The sequence below is a fragment of the Geobacter sp. OR-1 genome (assembly GCF_000813145.1).
Classification (GTDB): Bacteria; Desulfobacterota; Desulfuromonadia; order Geobacterales; family DSM-12255; genus Geoanaerobacter.
Genome location: NZ_BAZF01000004.1, coordinates 136,465 through 161,259, shown reverse-complemented (window position 1 = coordinate 161,259; position 24,795 = coordinate 136,465). Strand labels below are relative to the sequence as shown.

Sequence of the window (24,795 nt, the reverse complement as noted above, 5' to 3'; positions counted from 1 at the left end):
TAAAAATCATTCGTTGGGATGAGGATGTGCCACTTATGGGGTTTAATAACTATGTAAGCCTGTCAGCAATAATATACAGTATAGCTGAAGCAAACTCGACCATGATTTCTTTGTATTGGGTTTTAGATATCTTGGCATATGGATTATTTGTTTGGTTTGCACTAAAAAACAATCGTAACGGTAGCTATACATCAACTATGGTTATCGTATGTATTTCGGTCGTAGTAGTAGTATTCAGGTGGCCGTATTTGATGCGTGGTCAGCAAAATCCAGATGAAGCGCAAGAAATCGCCTCTGCAATTACACTGTTAACCGATCCGATTTACTGGAAATCTGTAGCAAATCCGACGCGGGGGCCTTTTGTAACCCTCCCCTTGTTATTCCCCTATGTTTTAGGGTTTAAAATTGATTTTGGATCAGCAAAGGCTATGGTAATTATCCTTTTAACAGCAAGCATGAGCCTTACCTACCTGTTCCTTAAGGACCTAACTACTGAACGTTATGCCCGAATATCCATGATACCGATGATAACGTTTGTATGTTTCATGAACCATGAAGATTTTGAGGCATATAACGGTGAATATCCATTGGTATTTATGACGGCATTGGCTTGTTATTTTATAGGGAGGGCATCTCGATCTTCGTTACAACGACAGTTCTACTACCTTTTTGGGGCTAGTTTTGTACTAGGTTGCATGCCATATGCAAAATTGCAATCAGTGCCAGTAGTTGCAACTGTTATACTAGGTATTTTGTTAATGGTTATCTGCATCCCCTGCAATAACCGCAATAAAATGTTTATAATTGCATGCTGCGGATTAGGGGTAAGCCGTTTTTTCTATTTTGCATCTTATATACCTATATAAATTTAATCTGATAACTGATTTTTATGTGAGATATGTGAAGGCAGCCTTTGATTATGTAGGTTCTGGCGGTAAGCTTGCTCCCTTTCTAAAGGGGTTGCGCTTGGTAAACGAAGTAACCGGCTGGTTCTTCAATATTATGTATTCCATTATTGTAATAACTATTGGGTGCGTAGTTCTAATGCTATGTAAAATTAGTTTGCTGAAACATGCCGCTGTCAAAATCAAACATTCACCTGACGAACTGAGCGAAAGCAGTAACATATTATTACAACCTCACTGGGCTATCCTGTTTTCAGTACTTCTTTTATTTGGAAGTAGTGCGGCAGTATTCACGCCAGGTAAGGGGTATGTCCACTATTTTATTTTTCTGATTATTCCATTATGCTCTGCAGTGAGTATTTGCCTTTATCAATACTATCATATAAACGGCAGTATTATTAATATGAAACATTATGCCATCTTTATGCTAATTCTGGCGGCTAGCCAAATATCTCACAATCATAAGTATTTTTTTGGACAAGAACTTGTTAATAAGTTCAAGCAAGAATATACAGCATTCAACAATGATGAGGTTGTGTCTGTAATAAGCTCATATACTTCCCCGGGAGATAAAATGTCAATATGGGGTTGGTCCTTTTCCTATTATGTGAAATCAAATCTAGTAATGGCTACACGGACCCCGATGGATGTTTTTAATAGTGGACATTTCAAAAGCCTGCAGAGTTATTTTTCCGCCAGTTATGCTCGGGAATTGGAGCAATCAAAACCTAAAATTATACTAGACACGGTTACTCCCGGACAATTTCCTTTTATAGACAGGGCGAAAAAAAGAGGTATGCACAACTTTCCAGAAATATCAAGAATTGTGGCTCGTGATTACTTTATGGTTCAAACAATTAAAGGGATAAATGTTTACGTACTGAAAGACAAGACTCAAAATAACCATAAAATAACGCTTGGGATTTGATTTTGTGGATTTAAATAATTTAAATTACATAGTTATTGGAGCCGGATTTTTCGGCGCTGTAATAGCTGAACGTATTGCTAGTAAACTGCGTGAAAGAGTCTTGGTTGTCGACCGAAAATCTCACATCGGTGGAAACAGTTGGTCTATTGCCGATCCGGCTACTGGCATAGAGTGTCATTGCTACGGTTCTCACATCTTTCATACTTCTGACCCGCAAGTGTGGAATTACATAAACAGTTTTACTGAATTCAACAGTTACCGACATCGCGTTTTGACAAATTACAGGGGTAGAATCTATCAGATGCCTGTGAATCTTGCCACCATCTGTGACTTCTACGGCCGAACAATGACTCCATTTGAAGCAGCAATGCTTTTGTCCGATGAGGCTAAAAGCTCAGGGATTATTGATGCCAAAAACCTCGAAGAAAAGGCAATTTATCAGATTGGTCGTCCGCTGTATGATGCTTTTATTAGGGATTACACTCTCAAACAGTGGAAGACGGACCCCAAACAACTGCCGGCTGACATTATTACACGTCTGCCCGTAAGATATTCTTATAAAAGTGACTACTTTGATGACCCTTGGCAAGGAATCCCTCTTAACGGATATCACCACCTTTTTGAACGGATTCTTGATCATCCTGATGTCGAAGTAATGCTGGGTCTTGACTTCTTCGAGATACGAGAACAGATACCTCCTGAATGTACGGTCATTTATACTGGTCCAATAGATCGTTTTTTCGGCTATAAGTATGGACGTCTAGGATGGAGAACTTTGGATTTTGAAAAAGAAGTGTGTAATGTTAGGGATTATCAAGGGACAGCGGTCATGAACTATGCTGATGATACGGTTCCTTTTACCCGGGTTCACGAATTTAGGCATTTTCATGATGAGCGCCCTTACCCAGAGGATCGAACTGTTATTTCCCGCGAGTACTCTCGCACTTGCAATTTGAATGATGAGCCTTATTACCCGGTTAACGCAATTCAGGACAGAGAAATTCTTGCTCTCTACCGTGCTGATGCTGATATGGCAACAAATGTTATTTTTGGCGGGAGACTGGGAAGTTACCGCTATCTTGATATGGATAAATCCATAGCCTCAGCGCTCGAAATTTTTAACACCAGAATAAGGAAAGAGTCGTGATAATGAAAAATTGTGAGTTAGCTCTTGTTATGCCGGTTTATAATGAGGAGGCATGTATTTGTCAGGTAGTTGATGCTTGGAATGATGAGTTGACTAGGCTTGGCATTAATTTTCAAATGATTGTACTCAACGATGGTTCCACGGATGAAACAGCAAATAAACTAGAGTATTACTCTAATAATCCACGCATTGATTTTATTAATAAGGCAAATAGCGGGCATGGCCCGACAATTCTTGAAGGTTATAGCATTGCAGTGCAGCACGCTGAATGGATCTTTCAGGTTGACAGTGATAACGAAATGAGCCATTCAAATTTTAATAGTCTATGGCAACAGAGAGAAGGATACGTAGCATTATTTGGCTGCCGCATAGGGCGTCAGCAGAATATTGGCAGAAAGTATATCAGTTCTGTATCACGAATGACAGTAAAGCTTCTTTTTGGGCAAGGAGTTGTAGATGTTAATACTCCTTATCGGTTGATTCGCAGCTCTATCCTAACTGAAATCATAAAACAAATTCCTCTGAACACCTTTGCTCCTAATATCCTAATATCTGGAGTGATAGCAGCATCAGGACATAAATTTATTAACTTGCCAGTACCCCATGAAGGAAGGAAAACAGGGGTAATTTCAATAGTAAAGTGGCGATTATGGAAAGCTGCAATTCTGTCACTTTTTCAGACAATTAGTTTTAGAGTAAAGCAACCAAAGCAAAGAGTGGCATCGTGTTGTATTTGAAACTAATTTATAATAAAATAAATTTGCATGTACTTCCCAGTTCTCATTGTCTTGATTTCTGGCGTCTCATAAACCCATAGCCGGTTTCTTAAATGAAATCGGTTTTTTTTAGTGAGCCCGGTAGGGCGCGTGGAGCCAGCCACATCGAATCAGCCATGGTTTATGTATTTTAGATAGCCATTTGCACGCATAAATTTACAATAAATAGTTATTTTAACATTACGATAACTGCCATCTTGGAATGCATCATAATAATTGGTGAAATGTGGATTTAATTACCTTGAAGGAAATGAATGAACTTAAGATATAAAAAGCGTATTGACTATCTGCTTGGTGGGGCACTGATTGCGTTATTTAAGTTGCCGACCATGTTCCTGGGGGCAATATTACGTCGAGATCATGCGCCAGTCCTTCATAAAGATGTTTGTTTCATAAAGATGCAAGGGGGAGGGAGCCTGGTGATTGCATTTCCTGCGCTGCTAGGTTTGCGACGCAGGTATCCTGAGTGTAGATTCCGTTTGGTGTGCACTAGCTCAGTGCGCCCCTTCGCTGCCTGTTTGGGGATTTTTGATGAAATATTAACTGTTGATGATCGTTCTCCTTTCCATTTATTTACCTCTGGTGTCTCAACTTTGGTTAAAAATTTCAAGGTAGATACAGTCATAGATCTTGAGGTTTACAGTCGCCTAACGACCGTTTTCGGCCTTCTTACCTGCGCCCGGAACCGGATAGGGTTTTACCTGGAAAACACTTTTTGGCGGCAGCATATTTGTTCACATCTGATTTTTTTCAACAGATATTCAGGCTCTTTTTATTTCTATGAAGCGATTGCCCATCTGCTTGACGCACCCATTGCTGAATGGGCTGAGTGCGGTGATTTGATAAGAAGAAATTTGCCCAATTCTGAAGCGGAAGAAAAAAAACGGGTATCGCATTGCGATTGGCCATGCCTGTTCAGAGTTGGGGCGTGAGCGGATGCTGAAAAAGGAACAATGGGGAATTGCACTCAATAACTACTTTAATCGGACCGGAAACATTGAGATAATATTCTTGGGGAGCGAATCTGATTTTGAGACAGCAGAAGATATTATTCAGTATTGCAGAACATTATCGGACAGACCAACCTATATTAATCACTGTGGTAAATTAACTTTTAATCAATCTATTGCATTTTTGGCAACAAGCGATGAGTTTATAGGGATAGATTCCGGTCTGCTCCATTTCGCTCGAATTCTTGGGGTCCAGTGTACCTCTTTCTGGGGGCCCACCGATCCTGCAACGAGATTGAAACCGTTTCCAGGGTTGATCGAGAGCATATATTACAGGAAAGTCCCGTGTTCTCCTTGCGTTCATGTATCAGAAGTCCCCCCTTGCAACGGGGAGAACATCTGTATTTCTTGCTTGTATGACAACCCAAATACATGTTTTAGTAGCTTAGAAGTAACTGCTGTCATTAATGGTAACAAGGAGTCCTACCTTAAGTTAGGTAAATCAAGATGAAGTGTTCACATAAAGATTTATATAAATTCCTGATATTCATATCCGTGCTAATTGGCATTGTCGCGACAACTGAATTAAAGTTGTTGAAAGCAGTAGGGGATAATTTGTGTCAAACTGCGGATCCATTTTCTGAAGCCAATTCAATTCGGGGTTCAGAGTATTTATTTGAAAAAGGGTTTTTCCGCACCTACGGGCTTGCTGATATTGCATATGGAAACAAGTTCCCTGATAACGGCGTAAAGAAAAACCCTGACAGACCTTCTATATATACCCATTATCCACCAGGGCCGGAATGGTTAGGGTATCTCAATTTCAAACTTCTAGGGCATGGCAGCATCCATAAACTAAGGTATACGCCAATGCTTCTATCGCTGCTAGCGCTCGCAATCTTCGGATATTTCATGTTTCTCACCGAAGGATTGTACGTATCTGTCGTAATGACTACCCTTGTCTGTTTGGTGCCGACATACTGGAATATGGTGCTAGGTCTGCATGCTCAGGGCAATGCACTTTCACTCCTATTGATCATGTTTGCGCTGCTGGCGTATGCCGTGAAATTCGGCAAATATGACAGGGGATATAGATACTTGTTTCTTAGTCTTGGATTCCTGCAAGGGTGGCTATCGTTTGATTACTTTTTTCTTGTGGCACTTTTACCAGTTCCTTTTTTGCTTCTATACAGGAATGTACCTCTTATTTGTCTTATCAAAAAAAACTCAGTTAGTTCTACGGTTTTTGCTCCTGGGCTTGGTTTTATGATTGCCCATGCAGCGCATTTTCTGCAAAATATTCTCTATTTCGGTGGGATTAGCGGTGCTTTTGCCGACATGTTTAAGGCAGCTCACAAAAGGAGCATTGGAGAAACATTGGACTCTGGAATGGCCTTTTCTCGCATAAAGGTCATAGCTCATTACTTTGTTGATCTGCCTTACCGCAGAGCATTTTTTGGATATTATCTCCTCGGTGTGTTGCTGGTTTTTTTTCTTTGCATCATTACCGTTGTTATGATTAATAAAATGTATTTTAAACAGAGTGTAATTAAGTTAGAAAACGAAGTTATCGCAGTAGCTGCAAGTTTTATAATCTCAAACGCATGGATAATCGCTATGATTCAACATGCAGGTGTTCATCAACATTATGTACCTAGACATTACTACCTCTTTTATCTGATAGTAATATTTGCTTGCTGCCTAACTATTAAGCAAATGCTTAATATAATTCAACAAACGCTGTCGCAACGTCATCAATAATGTCATTGGGACAATTGAACATATATCAGTAGTATTGATTAAAAGAGACATGCTATGAAAGTAAGTGTTTGTGTTACTACATATAATAATGATAAATATATAGCTCAAGCTGTAGAAAGTATCTTGGATCAGAAAACAACCTTTGATTTTGAAATAATTATTGGAGAAGATGATTCCAGCGACAATACCAGGGAAATAGTAAAACAATATCAGTCAAAATACCCTGGTATAATTCGTGTCTTATTGAATGACAGGTCTAATGTCATATATATTGATGGAAAGCCTACTGGCATATGGAATCTAATTAATGTAATAAGTCAAGCACAAGGGGAGTATATTTCATTACTTGATGGAGACGACTATTGGCTGGGAAGTGATAAGCTGCAAAAGCAGGTTGATTTCCTGGACGAACACAAGGAATGTTCGATATGCTTTAATAATGCCATAGAGTATAGAGAAGAAGAGGATGTTTCACGGGTTTTCTTGCCGGATGACTTTCCTCAAATAACATCATTGGAGAAATTGCTGGAGTACAACTATATCGCAACATGTACTGTTATGTACCGCAGATCCGCAATGCCAAAATTGCCTCCGTGGTTTACTCAACTAAGAATGTCAGATTGGCCTCTGCATATTTTGACAGCCCAGAATGGCAATATTGGTTATATAAATGAAGTCATGGGGTGCTATCGCATGCATAGTCAAGGAAGCTGGTATGCAATTACTCTATTGAATAAATATCTCTATATTTTAAAAGCATATGAAATTCTTCAGCAGCATTTTTGTGAAAACATCAGCTATTCTAAAAAAATAAAGAAGATACGGAGCAAGTACTATTTATTGATCGCTGAAGAATATAAAAAAACAAGAAGTTATTTTAAAGTCTTTAAATACAGAGTATTAGGGTGTATCAATTATTATTTTTGAACCCGCCCACTCTTTAGCTTTGTAAATGCGATGCGATGGTCGCTGTGCTAGTTTTGCTATCACTTTAACATGGGTAATTAATTTAGTTAGTTAAACAAAATAATTTATTGCGGAAACTTTTTCTGTATTAGTCCTTGATTTCAGGGCATTTGTAGCAGAATTTAAAGCAAATATTGAGTCTATTGCAAGCCCTCGCCTTATACGAACCATCTCGCCGACATAGGAGGAGAGAATGATTAAACTTTCAGCCATCACACCTAAAGATTTAGGTGGAGGCATTAACCTTATCGATCTTGGTGCAAGCGGCGAAGTGCCTAACTACTGGAAACCACTTGCACATCTGACCAACCTGATAGGCTTCGACCCTAATGAAGAAGAATGCTCAAAATTAGAAAATAAGGACAGCGGATTTTTATCTCAAAAATTTCTGCCTTACGCAATGGCTGGAGAGAATAGAGATTTCACACTTTATAAAACCAACAGTATTTATTGTTGGTCCCTCCTTCAGCCAAACCTTCCTTGGTTGAGGAGATTCGATTACTCAGATCTCTTTGAAGTAAAAGGAACTGAAGTGATTTCTGCAGTTAAACTTGAGGATGTGGAGGAACTTAAAAATTTCAACGGGATAGATGCAATTAAATTGGACACCCAAGGTTTAGAGCTGCCGATACTTAAAGCATCAGAGAAAATAATACGGGAATGTATTATTATTGAAACAGAAACTGGTTTCACTGAAAACTATATAGGTGAAACAACATTTGATCAAATTGCAAATTATATGCGTTCTATGGGGTTTGGCCTTTTCGATATTAATCCCAATCACAGGGTATCAAGGAAGAATAGTCTTTCAGGAACTACAAGTAATGAAGAAATGTTGTGGTGCGAAGCAGTTTGGCTGCGCGATTATTGCAGGACGGAATTATATGAATTGACAGAGATTACAAGAGAAAAAGCGTTAAAGGCGCTCTGCATATATGCTAATCATGGTTGTTATTCTTTCGGGGTAGAAGCAGCTAGACGGTTTACTGAATTAGGGGTTTTGTCTACTGAGGAATATACTGAGTTAACCAGTAGTGAGTTGCCATGGATCTTACATAGAAATAACGACACGGGCACCGCTATAAAGAGCGGTATGCTCACGTCAATGATAAACTTAATCCCCCGACGTTATTTCAGTACAATTTTTGCTCATTTAAAGGATCTCCAAGATACTCAACACCCGCTATCTTTCTTGGCTCGGAAAATGGGTTAACGAGTTGAAGTTGTTGTAATTGAAGTTGATTTTAAGGGCTGAGAAGTCGGAAACAAACGATCTCATGGCAGGGTAATATCTGCTGAGGGACAAAACAGAATAAGGCAACAAAATTGCGATCAGTTATTGTAAATACTTTTGACATTTCAGGCGGGGCAGCAAGGGCTGCCAACAGGTTGCACTGCGCCTTGAAGGGCAATTCTGTCGAGAGCACCATGGTTGTGATGAGTAAGAGTTCTCCTGATCCTTCTGTACATGAGACTGGCGGCTATACAGTAGATGATAAATTTGACCAGAATTACTTCATTCGAAAGCTTATTCAGCGTTTTTATATTGATGCATCAAGAACTAATCTCAGTAATACACTTTTTTCGTTTTCCTATCCAGGCATAGATATAACTTCAACCTCATTTATCCAGTCTGCAGATATAATTAATCTCCATTGGGTCGGATGGTTCCAAACCCCTGCAACTATCCATAAATTATTCAACCTAGGGAAGCCTGTTGTCTGGACTCTGCATGACATGAATCCATTAACGGGTGGATGTCATTACTCAGCCGGTTGTGACTGTTATATCAGAGAATGTCAGGACTGCCCTCAACTTTCCAGTGACCCACATTCCCTCCCAAATGCCATATTAAAGGACAAACTTGAACTTTTCGAAGGTTACCCTCTGACAATAGTTACGCCGAGTCATTGGCTTGCTAATTGTGCACGTAAGAGCTCACTTTTCAAGAGCTGTCGTATTGAGGTGATCCCAAACTGCATAGAGACCGACATCTTTGCAGCGACATCAAAGGATGAGGCGAAGACAGCTTTAGGTATTGATCCACAAAATATTGTCCTGATGTTTGGCGCCGATACCAGTAACGAGAAACGCAAAGGCTTTGCTGAACTTGAAGCTGCAATCGCAATGATGAGGGATTCTCCTCCTATTGAAGATATGATAAGTCACAATAGGATTACTATTCTTACACTTGGCCCGTTGACAGCAGATATCTCAAAACTTGGTTTGCACAACAAGGCGATGGGAACTGTGAACGACGATGCCCTCATTGCTCGAGCGTATTCGGCCGCGGATATCTTTGTTCTGCCTTCTCTTGAGGACAACCTTCCGAACATGATGCTAGAATCAATGGCATGCGGCACGCCGGTGCTGGCTTTTGATACCGGCGGCATTCACGATGTAGTGGTAGACGGGATGAATGGTAGGCTAGTTCCGACTGGAGATGTTGTCGCTATGGCGCATGGGTTGATTGAGCTTGTAATGGATCGAAGTTTGCGAGAGCGTTTGGGCGCTGCATCCACAGCCTTAGTTCATGGAGAGTATAGTCCCAAAATTCAGGCCGGTCGTTACATCGCTTTATTTGAAGATCTGCTCAACACCTCTGCACGTGCGCCTCGGACAATGAATAATACAGGAAGTTTCGGTAAAGAGTTCGATCAGGTTAAAATGGAATGTGGACCTGTGTTTGATACGATTCGGCACAAGGTTATGTTTCATGCGTTTCTAAGAGCGATGCCTGAGATTTACCAGAGCGTTATCGAAAAAAGAGATAGTACGAAAGAGGAAATGATTCATAAACTGGTGGGAGAAGTTGACTCGTTACGAAACTCGTTCTCATGGCGATTAACCGCTCCGCTGAGAAAACTCCAGGACCTGTTTAGAAAGGCGTAGGATAATAACCGATGATGTCACGTTGTGTAGTCGCCACCAGCATCGCCCCACGCAATATTGAACTCCAACAGTCTTCAATTTCCAACTGGCAGTCATTGGGTTTCGAGGTAATTTCGATAAATTCTGCTTCAGAAATCGAGGTGGTTCAATCGAGTTTTTCCACGGTCAAATTTGTTACTGCCGACAGAACTGCCGAAGCTGCGACCGGCAAGCCGTATATCTATTTCGACGATGTTTGCATGGCGCTTGCTGAAACAGGAGCAGATATCTGTGGAATAATCAATTCCGACATTCAACTGGTTCAGTGTACGGATTTTAAGGATGTTGTTACGAGGGAAGCGAAAGGTGGGTTTCTCTTTGGATCACGTATAGATGTTGGTGAGCAGAAAGATACTGATGGGGAAATCTATTTTGTTGGTTTTGATTTCTTTTTCCTTGACCGATCTGTACTTTCTTGTTATCCGCCATCTGAATTCTGTCTTGGTGCACCATGGTGGGATTACTGGGCGCCTGTTGTCCCTTTGGTAAAGGGGATTCCTTGTAAAGAGCTGATTTCGCCTGTTGCATTTCATCTGAAACATGAAACCAAGTGGGCACCTGACCTGTTTTACCGCTTTGGCCACATTATTGCCGAAGAGCTCAAAGCCTTATCAGATTCGGTACCCTTGGCCCAAGCGCTGAATGGCGAGATTTTAGAAGGAGATGTAAACAGGGATTTCAATATCTTCAGTTTTGTTGTGCTGCAGTTTATTCTCAATGGTGCAGAGCCGATTATTTTTGATCGTTCACAAAATGACAGTAAACTGGTTCATATAGGTACTCAGCAGTTTGGATCGATGCGGCGACAATTGATCGAGCAAAGTAGAGTTTGCTGGTGTCTTTCTCGAGAAAATGAGCGATTGAGAGTGGCCTTAGAGGCGGTGAACTTTGAAGTTGAACGAGATAAGAAACATTTTAATGATTTCCAATCCTCCCTCTCCTGGCGCATTACCGCCCCTCTGCGGAAAATCCTGGATGCGTTGAGGCGGTGAAGGGAATCGTCTCATTTGATCGCAAACTTCCAAGGCTCCAAGACATTTCCAGGCAACAACCTTAGCTCATTCTCGCATAGGTATCGTTTGAGCAAAACATTATATCTAGTAGTTCAAGTTCCCCGAGATGACGTGGATTGTGCAATTTGAATGTATAACTTGCAAATTGTGCGGTCTGGTTGTATGCTCTCAACATGATACAACGAACCATAGAACCGGTATTGATGCGCTTGGCAAGCCAGTATCCGGTCGTTACCGTTACCGGCCCACGCCAGAGCGGCAAGACAACCCTGTGCCGTGCCGTTTTCCCTGAGAAACCTTATGTCAACTTAGAGGCACCCGATGTCAGGCGGTTCGCCCTGGAAGACCCCCGCGGGTTTCTCGGTTCGTACCCTGATGGGGCCATCCTGGACGAAATACAGCGCACTCCGGACCTCCTTTCGTATATACAACCGTTGGTGGATGAGCGGCATACCCCTGGACAGTATATTCTTACCGGCAGTCAGCAGTTTGAGGTAATGGACAGTGTCAGCCAGTCTCTTGCCGGTCGGACGGCACTACTGAAACTTCTCCCCTTCAGCTTAGAGGAACTCCCCCCTGAAAGACTTCCGGCAACAATTGACCAGATTATTCTGACCGGCTTCTATCCTCGGATCCATGATCAGGGGTTGAACCCGTCTGAAGCTTTGGCAAACTATTTTGAAACGTATGTTGAGCGCGACATCAGAAGAATAATTGCGGTTCGTGACCTTTCTCAATTCGAAAAATTTGTCAGGATGTGCGCAGGACGGGTCGGCCAGTTGTTGAACCTTCAGGGGCTTGCTGCTGATGTCGGCATTTCCCATACTACTGCGCGGTCCTGGCTTTCGCTTCTTGAGGCGAGCTATCTGGTTTTTGTTCTGCAGCCGTGGTTTGTCAATACCGGCAAGCGGCTTGTTAAAACCCCCAAGCTGTACTTCTATGACGTCGGGCTGGCAGCCTGGCTGTTGGGGATTGAAACGGAGAGTCAGGCCAGTCGCGATCCGCTGCGGGGCAACCTGTTTGAAAACATGGTGGTGATGGAGGTGCTGAAGCACCGCTTCAATCGGGGACTGCGCAGCAACCTGTATTTCTACCGTGACAGCAAGGGGAATGAGGTTGATCTCCTGCTCGAATTCGGAGCCAATGTCTTCCCTTTGGAGATTAAGTCTGGTGCAACAGTAGCCCCTGACTTCTTCAAAGGGTTGAAAAATTTTTCGTCATTGGGCAGGAGCCAGCCCTGGAAGAGTGGTCTGATATATGGAGGCAGTGAACCGCAACAGCGAAGTGATGTCATGGTCTCCCCGGCCCTGGAGATGCACGGACTGCTGGACAGGATCGGCACTGAGTAAGATCATGCCGATTAAAGCGGAATTGCTCACTGGTTTCTTGCGCAGAGGTTTTGCTTTGCTGTTTGCCGGGTTTGTATTAAAAATGTTTGTTGTTTGATCTGAGCTGCAGCGCAGAAGAGGTATCATGTCCGAACGGCTTTCCATTGGCCTCCTTGACGAACTGGAGGCCGAGTCGATCCAGATAATCCGCGAAGTTGCCGCCGAAGGGGAGCGGCCGGTGATGATGTACTCCATCGGCAAGGACTCTTCAGTGATGCTGCACATAGCCCGCAAGGCGTTTTATCCCGCCCCGATACCGTTTCCCCTGCTGCATGTGGATACCGAGTTCAAGTTCCCCGAGATGATCGCATTTCGCGACCGGATGGCGCGGGAGATCGGTTTCGATCTCCGTGTCTATTCCAACCTTCAGGCAGTGGACGAAGGTGCCAACCCCCGGGAGATGGGAACGGTCCGCTGCTGCGGGTTGCTGAAGACCCGGGCGCTGCTCGATTCGCTGAAGCTCGGCGGTTACGACCTGGTCATCGGCGGCGCCCGGCGCGAGGAGGAACGGTCGCGCGCCAAGGAGCGGGTGTTTTCCTTCCGGGACAGCCATGGCCAGTGGGACCCGCGCCGCCAGCGGCCGGAGTTCTGGCAGCTCTACAACACGCGGCTGCATCCGGGGGAGAGCATGCGGGTCTTTCCGCTCTCCAACTGGACCGAGCTCGATGTCTGGCGTTACATCGCCCGCGAGGGGATCGAGGTGGTGCCGCTCTATTTTGCCGCCGAACGGGAGGTGGTGGAGCGGAACGACCAGTTGATCCCGGTGGGTGAGGGGACGCCGCTGCTGCCGGGCGAACGTTCCGAACGCCGGCTCTGCCGGTTCCGCACCCTGGGTTGCTACCCGTGCACCGGCGCTGTGGCCTCTTCGGCGGCCACCCTGGAGGAGATCATTGCCGAGCTGGAACAGGCGCGGCTTTCCGAACGGACCACCAGGGTAATTGATCATGATCAGGATGGGTCGATGGAGCGCAAGAAGCGGGAAGGGTACTTCTAATGGCGGAGCCTATAAATCCGATGGATTTATCGGTGAGAAGTCACTATAAAGTCCATCTGCTGCGTTACGCTCAATCTTCGTCATTGCGACGTAGCCTACGGCTACGACTCATTCCTCAGCTTTCGCAAGCCTTGCATATGGAGCTTTTTGCTGTGCCATGGTTGCGGGGAGACTCGCATGAGTGAACCCGATATCCTGCATTTCCTGACCGCCGGCAGCGTGGACGACGGCAAATCGACGCTCATCGGCCGGCTGCTGTACGATGCCGACGCCCTGTATGACGACCATGTTGCTGCCTTGCGCCGCACTGCCGCCACCGGCAATGCGGAAATGGATTTCTCCCTGATCACCGACGGGCTGCGGGCCGAACGGGAGCAGGGGATCACCATCGATGTTGCCTACCGGTATTTTTCCACGAGCCGTCGCCGGTTCATCATTGCCGATGCGCCGGGCCATGAGCAGTATACCCGCAACATGGCCACTGCCGCGTCCCACGCCGATCTGGCGCTGCTGCTGATCGATGCGGAACAGGGGGTATCGACCCAGTCCAAGCGGCATGCCTTCATCTGTGCCCTGCTCGGCATCCCCCGCTTTGTGGTGGCGATCAACAAGATGGACCTGGTGGGGTACAGCGAGGAGCGGTTCCGGGAGATCGAGACCGAGTACCGGGATTTTGCGGTGCGTCTGGGGCTGGCCAATCTGCAGTTTATCCCGGTCTGTGCGGTCAGCGGCGAGAATGTGGTCAGGCGCGGCACTAACATGGCATGGTATGACGGTGCGCCGCTTCTGTCATTTCTGGAAGAGGTATATGTCGCCGGTGACCGGAACCTGGTGGATTTCCGCCTGGCAGTGCAAAGGGTCATCCATCTCCCCGGTACCTTCCGCGGGTTCGGCGGGCGGGTCTCTTCAGGAGTGCTCCGCTGCGGCGACGAGGTCATGGTGCTGCCGTCCGGATTCCGGTCGCGAGTGGCATCCATTGCTGTTGGGATGAAACAGGCTAATACCGCTGCCGCAGGGGAGTCGATCACCGTTTCCCTGGCTGACGATATCGACGTGGGGAGGGGTGACCTCCTCGTTCACCCCGGAAATGTGCCGCGGGAACGGCGGGAGCTGGAAGCTATGCTGGTCTGGACTGGCGACGAGCCGCTGGTTCCCGGCGGTATTTATCAGCTGAAGCATGCCACCAGATGGTTGAAGGCCAGATGCGATACCATCAGCTACCGCGTGGACCCCAACACCTTGAGCCGCGAGACCGTGACTGCGCTCTCATTGAACGATATCGGCCGGGCGCGGTTCACCCTGTTCACCCCGGTGCTGGCCGACGAGTATCGCCGGAGCAGGGAGCTCGGCTCGTTCATCGTGGTCTCCATATCCGGCAACGACACCCTGGGTGCGGCCACGATTGTGGACCGGACCGACTATGACGCGGAGCTGAAGACCGAGCGGGCGGTCCCGGACCGCTCCAATATAGTCTGGCATCAGGGTCAGGTAACCAAGACCGATCGGTCCGCGGTGATGGGGCACCGTCCCGCTACCCTCTGGATGACCGGCCTGAGCGGCGCCGGCAAGTCAACGGTGGCTTTTGCCCTGGAGAGGAGCCTGATCGATTCGGGCCACCCCTGCTTCGTGCTTGACGGTGACAATGTCCGGCACGGCCTGAACCGCGATCTCGGGTTTTCGCCAAAGGATCGGGCCGAAAACATCAGGCGGGTCGCCGAGGTTGCCAGGCTGATGAACGAGGCCGGCCTGATCGTCATCACCTCTTTTATTTCGCCGTTCCGCGATGACCGGGAGATGGCAAGGCAGATCATCGGCAGCGACCGGTTTATCGAGGTCTACCTCTCCACCAGGATCGAGGAGTGTGAGCGCCGGGATGTGAAGGGGTTCTACAAAAAAGCGCGTGCCGGTGAGCTGCAGGGGTTTACCGGTGTTTCCGCCCCCTATGAGCCGCCGGACTCTCCGGTGGTGCTACTTGATACCGAGCTGCTGTCGATCGAGGAGTCAATAACCGTCTTGCAACGGCATCTGGAGCAATATTATGAAGCTTAAGCCGATATTTGCGATTATTATCTTTGTCATGCTGGTCTGTGCCGTCCAAGGGGCTAATGCCGCCGACAAGGTACGGATCGGGCACTTCCCCAATATGACCCATGCCCAGGCGCTTGTGGGGCGCTCGCTCGGCATATTCGAGCAGCGGCTGGGTGCCAGGATCGACTGGAAGATGTTCAATGCCGGCCCTTCGGAGATGGAGGCGTTGTTGGCCGGCCAGCTGGATATCGCCTATGTCGGGCCGAATCCCGCAGTCAACGCCTACCTCCGTTCCAAGGGTAAGGCGCTCAGGATCATTGCCGGGGCGGCCAGCGGCGGGGCTTCTCTCGTGGTGCCGGCAACTTCTTCGGCAAAGAGACCACAGGATTTCAAGGGGAAGCGGATCGCCTCGCCCGAACTCGGAAACACCCAGGATGTGGCCCTGCGGCGGTGGCTGAAAAATGTCGGGTTGACGCCGGGGCGCGATCTGCAGGTGATCCCGGTCAAGAATGCCGATATCCTGATGCTGTTCCAGCAGGGTAAACTCGACGGCGCCTGGGTGCCGGAGCCGTGGGTGACCAGGCTGGTCATGGAGGGGCGGGGGAAGATCCTCCTCGACGAGCGGACGCTCTGGAAAAATGGCAAGTTTCCGACCGCAGTGGTGGTTGCAAGGAGCGACTTTCTGGAGAAAAACCGGGCCACGGTGGAACGGTTTCTCGACGCCCATCTGGAGATGACGGAATGGATCAGGAAGAATCCGGTCGATGCCAAGAAACGGCTCAACGAGCAGCTGGCTCGGCTGGCGGGCAAGTCGCTACCCGTACGGACACTTGACGATGCCTTTTCGCGGGTGTTGATCACCAGCGACCCGCTTGCCGGGCCACTCGCGGTTTCCGCCGCCTGGGCAGGCGAGCTCGGGTATCTGCCGAAAAAGATCGACATTGCCAAAGGGTTGACCGGGATTGTTGATGTGGCCCTGCTCAACAAGGTCCTGGCCCGGCGGTCGCTGCCTCTGGTAAAGGGGAGATAACGATCGGTGGCAGTAGTAGAGCTCAAGAAGGTTGCCAAGGTTTTTGCCAGTCAGGCCGGCAGGCTGACGGTGCTGGTCGATATCGATCTGGAGGTCGCTGACGGCGAGTTCCTGTGCGTGGTCGGCCCGTCCGGTTGCGGCAAATCGACCCTGCTCAACCTGATCGCCGGGTTCGAACGCCCCTCGTCCGGGGAAATAGTCGTTAACGGTCAGCCGGTGACAGGTCCCTCGCCCAGCAGGTTTGTAATCTTTCAGGAGCCGGCGCTGTTCCCCTGGCTCAATGTCTACCAGAATGTCGTTTTCGGCCTCAGGATGGCGGGTGTCGATCCTAGCGAACAGCAGGACAAAGCGCATGCGTTGCTGAAGGCGGTGCATCTCTCAAAATTCGCCCAGGCCTGGGTTACGGAGATCTCCGGAGGGATGAAGCAGCGGGTGGCAATTGCGCGGGCGCTGGCCATGGACCCGGACATTCTGTTGATGGACGAGCCGTTTGCCGCCCTGGACGCCCAGACGCGCGACATGCTGCATGAGGTGCTGGAGGAAGTCTATCAGCAGACCAGCAAGACCATCGTGTTCGTAACCCACAATGTCCGCGAAGCGGTGCGTCTCGGTTCAAGGGTTATTCTGATGTCCGGGCAGGAGGGACGGATCATCGAACAGTTCCCGGTGCATCTGCCGCGCAACCGCTATCTTGAGGATGTCGAGGTGGTGACCATCGCTTCCCGGATCAGGGACAAGTTGCGCCAGGAAGTGCTGCGGTCGAGCGGTGAGGAGGGAGAACATGCCGGCTGAACCGGAAATCGCCGGGAAAGCCGCCGGAAAATGGCGGGGGCGGGTGGCGAGGGTGCTTTTCCTGCTGGCGCTCGGGATTCTCTGGGAATCGCTTTCCCGGGCCGGGGTATGGAACGAACTGATCTTTCCGGCGCCGGGCGCGGTAATCCGGTCCCTGGCTGACGGCATCGGCGACGGATCGCTGCCGCGGGCCGTTGGCGCCAGCATGGTACGCCTCGGAATCGGGTACTCGATCTCACTGTTGATCGGGATCCCGGCCGGTATGCTTCTCGGCAGGCTCCGTCTGCTCGACGACACGGTGGGGAGCCTGGCTGTCGGGCTGCAGGCGCTTCCCAGCATCTGTTGGCTGCCGCTGGCGGTCCTCTGGTTCGGCCTGTCGGAGAGCGCCATGCAGTTCGTGATCATCATGGGTTCACTCATGGCGATCACTCTGACGGTGCGCGACGGCGTCAAGACCATCCCGACGCTTTACCTCCGCGCTGCCCCCATTCTCGGGGCCACCGGCTGGAGGTTTTACCGGTACGTGCTGTTCCCGGCATCGTTTCCTTCGGTGATGACCGGCGCCAAGCTGGGGTGGACGTTTGCCTGGCGCTCGCTCATGGCGGCTGAACTGCTGTATGTGACTACCGGTATCGGGTCAACATTGATGATGGGACGGGAGCTGCACGACATGCCGCTGGTGATCGCAGCCATGATCGCCATCATCGTCATCGGTCTGATCACCGACCGGCTGGTCTTCAGGTTGGGCGAGGACTTTGTCCACCGCCGCTGGGGAGTGGGATAACGTCTGTGAGACGTGAGAGGTTAAATACTCGGATTGCTCAAAAATAGTCAGATCGTCGCACCCGCAGGAAGCTCCGCGGAGGCGTAGCAGCGCTACGCCGCACAAAAGAGCTTGCGAGGACGGCGGCGAGATGGCTGTTGTTCAGCAATCCGCTAAGTCAGATTCCAGATCGCCATTTCCCACACATCTTTCCAGCTCTTTGCGATCTCGCCGACTACGGTCGGTTCAAAGCCGCAGTGCATCATGCACTGGCTGCAGCGCTCGTCTTTCCCCACCCCGTAACGGTTCCAGTCGGTCTTTGCCATCATCTCGCTGAAGGTCGGGTAGTGGGTGTCGGTGATGAGGTAGCAGGGCGCCTTCCACCCCTGCGTGTTCCTGGTGGGGTTGCCCCAGGGGGTGCACTGGAGTTGCTTCTCCCCTTTGAGGAACCGGAGGTACATCGGGGTTGACCAGAAGCGGAACCGTTTGCTCATCTCGTAGACCTGGGCGAACTTCTTTTCGATCTCGCGCCGCTGCAGGAACAGGTCTTCCCCGACATCCTCGTAATCGAATCCCGGGGCGGCCAGGAGCCCGTCAACACCGAGTTCGGTGAGGTAGGAAAACAGCATCTCCATCTCTACCATATCGCTGTTCTTGAAGATGGTGGTGTTGGTGCAGACGCGGAAACCGAGCCGCTTGGCCTTCTTGATCCCTTCGATGGCGATCTTGAAGGTCCCCTTGCGTTCCAGGATCCGGTCATGGGTCTCTTCCATGCCGTCCATATGCACGTTCAGAGTGAAGTTCGGATGCGGCCGCATCCGGTCCAGGGAGTTTTCCAGCAGCAGGCCGTTGGTACAGAACTGGATATGCTTGCCCCGCTTGAGCACTCCGTCGATCAGCTCGAAGACATGCGGATACAGGAACGGTTCGCCACCCGTGATGGTCACGATCGGGGCCGGGCATTCATCCACCGATTTCAGGCACTCCTCCAGGGACATCATCGCCTGGATGGTGTCGGCATATTCCCGGATCCGGCCGCACCCGGAGCAGGCGAGGTTGCAGAGGTGCGTCGGCTCAAGCATCAGCACCAGCGGGTATTTTTCAACCTTGTTGATCTTGTTGGAAACGATGTATTTGGTCAGGTCGTAATTGAGTCGCCAGGGGAAACGCATAGGGTTTTCATGGTCCTTTCATTTTGGAAAACCTTTACACCGCAAAGACGCAAAGGGGGCAAAGAAACTTGAGCAAATACTGCTGCTAATAGGAAGTGCTTTGCGTGCTTCGTTCCTTTGCGGTTCAAAAGATGTTGTTTATTTCACTCGTGCCAGGTGGGGCACAATAGTTGGTGATTTCAGGAACGCCTGACAGGTGGCGGCGATCCCGGCGCCATCAAGGCCGAGATCGCTGCGGAGCTGCGCCTGGGGGCCCTGTTCGATGAAGCGGTCAGGGATGCCGATCCGTTTTAAGCGGATATCTTTCTCCCCTTCGTCGGCAAGAAGTTCCAGCACGGCGGTGCCGAATCCCCCCATCAGGGCGTTTTCCTCGACGGTCACAATATTGCCGGTCTTCCGGGCAACCGAAAGGATCAGGTCGCGGTCGAGCGGCTTGACAAACCGGGCGTTCACGACTGTTGCCATTATCCCCTGTTCCTTGAGGAGGTTGGAAGCCTCAAGGGCGGGATATACGGTCGATCCGATGGCCAGGATGGCGACATCGTCACCTTCGGCCAACAGCTCACCCGTGCCGATCGGGATGGCGCGGAGTTCCTCGTCCAGGGCTACACCATAGCCGTTACCGCGCGGATACCTGATTGCGCTGGGACATTTTGAGTAGATGGCGGTCTTCAGCAGATGCTGGAGCTCGTTCTCGTCCTTGGGAGCCATAACGATCAGCTCCGGCAGGTGCCGGAGATAGGAGAGGTCGAAGGCGCCGTGGTGCGTCGGACCGTCGTCGCCCACCAGACCGGCCCGGTCCAGGGCGATTGTAACCGGAAGCTTCTGGAGGCAGATGTCGTGGAATATCTGGTCATAGGCACGCTGGGTAAAGGTCGAGTATATCGCTGTCACCGGTTTCAGCCCCTCTGCTGCCAGGCCGGCTGCAAAGGTCATGGCGTGCTGTTCGGCAATCCCCACGTCGAAAAACCGGTCCGGAAACTCTTTGGCAAACGGGGAGAGCCCGGTGCCGTCGGGCATGGCCGCGGTGATGGCGACGATGTCCCGGTCTTCACGGGCCAGCTTGATCATGGTCTTGCCGAAAATCCCGGTATAGGATGGTCCGCTCGGCTTGCCCCCGGAAACCGCGCCGGTGGCAATATCGAACGGCCCGACGCCGTGAAACTGGTCCGGATTTGCTTCCGCAGGCGGATACCCTTTCCCCTTGGTGGTCATTACATGCACCAGAACCGGTCCTTCGAGCGCCTTGACGTTCTGCAAAATTTCAATCAGCTGCGGCAGGTCATGTCCCTGGATCGGCCCGATATATTCGAATCCGAGGGCCTCGAACAGCATGCCCGGGGTGAGGAACCCTTTCAGGGAATTCTCCGCTCGCCGGGCAAATTTGAGGATATTGCCGCCAAAGGCCGGGATGTTTTCCAGCAGCCCTTTCATCTCTTTTTTCAGGTCACGGAAGTAGTTGCCGGTCAGTTTGCGCGAGATGAAGCTGGAAAATGAGCCGACATTTTTCGAAATCGACATCTCGTTGTCGTTCAGGACGACAATGAGGTTCTTGTTCAGGTGTCCGGTCTGGTTCAGCGCCTCGAACGCCATCCCACCGGTCAGGGAGCCGTCTCCTATCACAGCCACGACCCTGTTGCTCTGCCCTTGCAGGCCGCCTGCCACCGTCATCCCCAGCCCTGCGGATATCGAGGTAGAGGAGTGCCCGGCCCCGAACGGATCGTGCGGTGATTCGCTCCGCTTCGGAAAGCCGCTGATCCCATGGTACTGGCGCTGCGTATGGAACTGGTCCCTTCTGCCGGTGATGATCTTGTGCGTGTAGGCCTGGTGTCCGACATCCCAGATGAAATGGTCGGTCGGCGAGTCGAAACAGTAATGGAGCGCCAGAGTCAGTTCAACGGCGCCGAGGTTGGACGCCAGATGCCCGCCTGTTTTGGCGACCGTCTCCAGCAGGAACCGGCGCACCTCTCCGGAGAGCCGAACGAGTTCTTCTGATGACAGACGCTTGAGGTCCGACGGATTGTTGATGGTTTCCAGCAATGGATACATAACGTCTCCTCCTCACGTCTGTGAGAGGTTGATAGTGTTAACATAGCCGTATTTTCTGAACCAGTCTACTGCGCGGGACAGTGCCGCCCGAGCCGGGCGTTGCGGCAGCCCTAGTTCATTGCGCGACTTTGCGGAATCGAAAAACATCATCTTTTTTGCCATCTGCACCCCGGCCAGCGGGATGAGGGGCGGCCGGCCGGTGATCTTGGCAATGGCCTCGTTGATATGCGCGGCGACCAGAATCGGCGTATACGGGAGCCGGACTCTGGGCGCGGGGAGCCCCGTGATCTCTTCCAGCAGTTCGAAAATCCGGCAGAGCGTGAGGTTCTCGTTGCCGAGGATATACTTCTGGCCGATTCTCCCTTTCATTGCCGCCAGTATATGGCCGCGGGCGCAGTCTGCTACGTCGATGATGTTGAGGCCGGTTTCCAGATATGCCGGCATCCTAGCGTTCAGGAAATCGACAATGATCTTGCCGGTCGGCGTTGGCTTTATGTCCCCGGGGCCAACCGGCGTCGAAGGGTTGACGATGACCAGCGGGAGTCCGCGTTTCAGGAACGACTCGGCCTCTCTTTCGGCCAGGAATTTGCTCTTCTTGTAATCACCGACCATATCGGCAAACGTTACGGGAGTATCTTCATTGCCCGGGGTCCCGTCGCCCCGATTCCCCAGCGTCCCGACGCTGCTGGTGTAAACGACCCGGGTGAGGCGGTTTTCGAGGGCGGCCTCCAGGATGTTCCTGGTCCCGCCAACGTTGATCTCGTACATCTCGGACGGCTTCCGGGTCCAGAGACGGTAGTCGGCAGCAGCGTGATAGAGAACGTCGCAGCCGACGAGCCCTTTCCGGAGCAGCTCCTGGTCGCGCAGGTCCCCTTCGCAGATCTCCAGGTCCAGGCCGTCAAGGTTTCTCCGGTCCGATCCTGCCCTGGCCAGCACCCTGACCGTGTGGCCATCCGCCAGCAGTTCCCTGACCAGCTGGCCCCCTATGAATCCGGTTGCACCGGTTACAAAAGCTCTCATAACTTTGTGAACGTGAATGGAGAATGGAAATTGGTGAAGGGTGAATGGTGGAATAAATACCTTTTATTCACTATTCACCCTTCACAATTCACGGATTTACTCACCCTTAACCAGTCTCCTGTAGGTGCCGAGCGCGGTAAGAGGAAAACAGTTGCGGTAGATATGGTACTTGATCATGAAGAATTTGGGGAAACCGGTACCGGTATACTGATCCTCATCCCAGGTGCCATCACTCTTCTGCGTGGAGAGGAGGTACTGAATCCCTCTGGCCGTTTCGGGAGCATTGGCCTCTCCTGCCGCCATCAGCGCCAGCAGCGCCCATCCGGTCTGTGATGCGGTGCTCGGACCGATACCCGCCAGGGTCGGATCGTAGTAGGACTCGCAGGTTTCCCCCCAGCCGCCGTCATCATTCTGCTTTGATTTGATCCACCCCACTGCCTTGCGGATGTAGGGCTGGGACAGGTCTTCTCCGATTGCCGCCAGGCCGGAAAGGACCGACCAGGTGCCGTAGATGTAATTGACCCCCCAACGTCCCCACCAGGACCCGTCTTTTTCCTGCTCGCGCTTGAGGAACTCCAGGCCGCGGGCAGCGGCGGGAAAATCTCCGGAATAACCGAAAGAGCCCATCAGTTCCATCATCCTGCCGGTAAGGTCTGCGGTAGGCGGGTCGATGAGCGCCTCAAGGTCGGCAAACGGAATCTTGTTCAGGAGGTGCTTGGTGTTGTCCTTGTCGAATGCCCCCCAGCCACCGTTCTTGCTCTGCATCCCGAGGCACCATTCAATCCCCCGTTTGATGGCGCCTTCCCGGGCCTTTTCGTTCTTGACCGCGATCTCCTTGATCGCCAGCATGACGAAACCGGAGTCATCGACATCGGGATACCAGTCGTTGAGAAATTCGAATGCCCATCCTCCCGGCTTCAGGTCAGGGCTCTTGATCTTCCAGTCCCCTTCCTTGCGCACTTCGCGGTCCAGAAGCCATTGGGCCGCCTTGACCAGCGCGGGGTGGTCGTTTGGTATGCCGGCATCCACGAGCGCTTTCAAGGCGAGCGCCGTGTCCCATACCGGAGATATGCACGACTGGAGCACCAGGCTTTCGTCATCCTCGATGCAGAAGTTGTCCAGGGCCTTCAGCCCCTTTTCCACGGCAGGGTGGTCGTTGGCATAACCGAGGCAGTGCAGTGACAGCACGGAGTTAAGCATCGCCGGCTGAATGCCGCCCCAGTCGCCGGTCGGCTCCTGGTGCTCCAGCACCCACTTTTCGGCAGCTGCCATCGCCTTCCCCTTCAAGGGGCGAATCGGATTCCCCTCATAAACCTTCATCAGGTGATCGACACCGATGAAAAAATTCTTCCAGGTGAAGATTCCGTCTTCTTTGGTGAAGGTATAGTCGATGGGGCGCGGGGGCCTGACGTACAGTTCCTGGACCCGCGCACGCGGCGGGAGTTTCCGGACCGGGCGCATGGTCATGACGATGGACAGGGGGATTATAGTTGCCCGTGACCAGCTGGAGAGCTCGTACATGTTGAAATAGGCCCAGTTCGGCAGCAGCATCAGTTCGATCGGCATGGAAGGCACGCCGAGCCACGAGAATTCGCCGAAAAGCGCCAGAAATATCTTGGTGAATACCCGGGCCTTGAGTATCCCACCTTTGGAGATGATGAATTCGCGCGCCTTCAGCATGGCCGGATGCTCGGCATCGTAGCCAGCCAGTTTCAGCGCGAAGTAGGCCTCAATGGTAGTGGACAGGTCGCCGGGACCGCCGAACCAGATGGCCCAGTAGCCTTCAGCGGTTTGCTGGCGCAGAAGATAGTTGGCCATCTTCCGTTCTTTCGCCTTGTCGACGATCCCCATGAAATGGAAAAGCATCAAGTATTCAGCGGTTATGGTTGCGTTGGATTCCAGTTCCGCCCACCAGTACCCCTGGGGAAGCTGCTCCCGGAAAAAAAAGTCGCGGGTCCGTTCAATCGCCTGATCCAGCGGGCTGTTTGCTTCGTTGGGCCGTTTTTTCCATATTGACGGGGGGAGATGGTGAATCTTTGCGCCTGTTTTGGGTGCCGGCACTGTTTCCTGTTCGGCGGTCACCCCGTTGAACGAGGTGAGAGCATGGGATATGGGGTGCTTGAAGGGGGCAATCGCCATGGTTTTGCATACCTTTCAGGATATTTTCTCTCAAAAATAAAAT

The 24,795-nt window shown here is 50.4% G+C and carries 21 protein-coding genes; 17 read left to right on the top strand and 4 right to left on the bottom strand.

Annotated elements, in window-relative coordinates:
• The first annotated feature begins 35 nt into the window (after nt 1-35).
• The 17 genes from OR1_RS05840 (at nt 36) to OR1_RS05765 (ending at nt 18,393) form a co-directional block, all read left to right on the top strand.
• Nucleotides 36-866, top strand: a complete 831-nt coding sequence (locus OR1_RS05840; protein WP_041970612.1) for a hypothetical protein — start codon at nt 36-38, stop codon at nt 864-866.
• Between the two features lie 34 nt (nt 867-900).
• Nucleotides 901-1,833 (top strand): hypothetical protein, encoded by a 933-nt coding sequence (locus OR1_RS05835; RefSeq protein WP_152609823.1) that lies wholly within the window; start codon nt 901-903, stop codon nt 1,831-1,833.
• Between the two features lie 4 nt (nt 1,834-1,837).
• On the top strand, nt 1,838-2,980 hold the full coding sequence (gene glf / locus OR1_RS05830) for a UDP-galactopyranose mutase (protein WP_152609822.1): 1,143 nt from the start codon (nt 1,838-1,840) through the stop codon (nt 2,978-2,980).
• 2 nt (nt 2,981-2,982) lie between these two features.
• Nucleotides 2,983-3,717: a glycosyltransferase family 2 protein gene (locus tag OR1_RS05825; RefSeq protein WP_237754242.1), complete on the top strand. Its 735-nt coding sequence runs from the start codon at nt 2,983-2,985 to the stop codon at nt 3,715-3,717.
• Between the two features lie 293 nt (nt 3,718-4,010).
• Nucleotides 4,011-4,688 carry a glycosyltransferase family 9 protein gene (locus tag OR1_RS21960; RefSeq protein ID WP_152609821.1) on the top strand — a complete coding sequence of 226 codons (678 nt, stop codon included), beginning with the start codon at nt 4,011-4,013 and terminating at the stop codon, nt 4,686-4,688.
• Between the two features lie 4 nt (nt 4,689-4,692).
• Nucleotides 4,693-5,217 (top strand): glycosyltransferase family 9 protein, encoded by a 525-nt coding sequence (locus tag OR1_RS23220; protein WP_082002825.1) that lies wholly within the window; start codon nt 4,693-4,695, stop codon nt 5,215-5,217.
• Nucleotides 5,214-6,467 (top strand): hypothetical protein, encoded by a 1,254-nt coding sequence (locus tag OR1_RS05815; protein ID WP_041970604.1) that lies wholly within the window; start codon nt 5,214-5,216, stop codon nt 6,465-6,467. Before OR1_RS23220 ends, OR1_RS05815 begins: the two co-directional genes overlap by 4 nt.
• A 54-nt stretch (nt 6,468-6,521) precedes the next feature.
• The gene (locus tag OR1_RS05810) at nt 6,522-7,394 is read left to right on the top strand and encodes a glycosyltransferase (protein ID WP_052440281.1); all 873 of its coding nucleotides are present in this window, start codon (nt 6,522-6,524) and stop codon (nt 7,392-7,394) included.
• 232 nt (nt 7,395-7,626) lie between these two features.
• Nucleotides 7,627-8,646, top strand: coding sequence for an FkbM family methyltransferase (locus OR1_RS05805; RefSeq protein ID WP_052440280.1), 1,020 nt, complete (start codon nt 7,627-7,629; stop codon nt 8,644-8,646).
• 113 nt (nt 8,647-8,759) lie between these two features.
• Nucleotides 8,760-10,325 carry a glycosyltransferase family 4 protein gene (locus OR1_RS21405; protein ID WP_082002824.1) on the top strand — a complete coding sequence of 522 codons (1,566 nt, stop codon included), beginning with the start codon at nt 8,760-8,762 and terminating at the stop codon, nt 10,323-10,325.
• A gap of 11 nt (nt 10,326-10,336) precedes the next feature.
• Nucleotides 10,337-11,356, top strand: coding sequence for a hypothetical protein (locus tag OR1_RS20610; RefSeq protein ID WP_052440278.1), 1,020 nt, complete (start codon nt 10,337-10,339; stop codon nt 11,354-11,356).
• Between the two features lie 194 nt (nt 11,357-11,550).
• Nucleotides 11,551-12,726, top strand: a complete 1,176-nt coding sequence (locus OR1_RS05790; RefSeq protein ID WP_041970603.1) for an ATP-binding protein — start codon at nt 11,551-11,553, stop codon at nt 12,724-12,726.
• A 124-nt stretch (nt 12,727-12,850) separates the two neighbouring features.
• The gene (gene cysD / locus OR1_RS05785) at nt 12,851-13,759 is read left to right on the top strand and encodes a sulfate adenylyltransferase subunit CysD (protein WP_041970602.1); all 909 of its coding nucleotides are present in this window, start codon (nt 12,851-12,853) and stop codon (nt 13,757-13,759) included.
• Nucleotides 13,760-13,936: 177 nt separating this feature from the next.
• Nucleotides 13,937-15,808: an adenylyl-sulfate kinase gene (gene cysC, locus OR1_RS05780; RefSeq protein WP_041970600.1), complete on the top strand. Its 1,872-nt coding sequence runs from the start codon at nt 13,937-13,939 to the stop codon at nt 15,806-15,808.
• On the top strand, nt 15,798-16,817 hold the full coding sequence (locus OR1_RS05775; protein ID WP_041970599.1) for an ABC transporter substrate-binding protein: 1,020 nt from the start codon (nt 15,798-15,800) through the stop codon (nt 16,815-16,817). The genes cysC and OR1_RS05775 overlap by 11 nt, the downstream gene beginning before the upstream one ends.
• 6 nt (nt 16,818-16,823) lie before the next feature.
• On the top strand, nt 16,824-17,609 hold the full coding sequence (locus tag OR1_RS05770) for an ABC transporter ATP-binding protein (RefSeq protein ID WP_041970597.1): 786 nt from the start codon (nt 16,824-16,826) through the stop codon (nt 17,607-17,609).
• Nucleotides 17,599-18,393 carry an ABC transporter permease gene (locus tag OR1_RS05765; protein WP_041970596.1) on the top strand — a complete coding sequence of 265 codons (795 nt, stop codon included), beginning with the start codon at nt 17,599-17,601 and terminating at the stop codon, nt 18,391-18,393. The genes OR1_RS05770 and OR1_RS05765 overlap by 11 nt, the downstream gene beginning before the upstream one ends.
• A gap of 152 nt (nt 18,394-18,545) precedes the next feature.
• Here OR1_RS05765 and hpnH read toward each other — a convergent pair whose 3' ends face one another.
• The 4 genes from hpnH to shc form a co-directional block, all read right to left on the bottom strand.
• The gene (gene hpnH / locus OR1_RS05760; protein WP_041970595.1) at nt 18,546-19,544 is read right to left on the bottom strand and encodes an adenosyl-hopene transferase HpnH; all 999 of its coding nucleotides are present in this window, start codon (nt 19,542-19,544) and stop codon (nt 18,546-18,548) included.
• Between the two features lie 138 nt (nt 19,545-19,682).
• Entirely contained in the window at nt 19,683-21,593 is a 1,911-nt protein-coding gene (gene dxs, locus OR1_RS05755; protein WP_041970593.1) for a 1-deoxy-D-xylulose-5-phosphate synthase, read from the bottom strand.
• A gap of 12 nt (nt 21,594-21,605) precedes the next feature.
• On the bottom strand, nt 21,606-22,613 hold the full coding sequence (gene hpnA, locus OR1_RS05750) for a hopanoid-associated sugar epimerase (RefSeq protein ID WP_041970592.1): 1,008 nt from the start codon (nt 22,611-22,613) through the stop codon (nt 21,606-21,608).
• Between the two features lie 96 nt (nt 22,614-22,709).
• Nucleotides 22,710-24,752, bottom strand: a complete 2,043-nt coding sequence (gene shc / locus OR1_RS05745; RefSeq protein WP_041970591.1) for a squalene--hopene cyclase — start codon at nt 24,750-24,752, stop codon at nt 22,710-22,712.
• Nucleotides 24,753-24,795 lie beyond the last annotated feature (43 nt).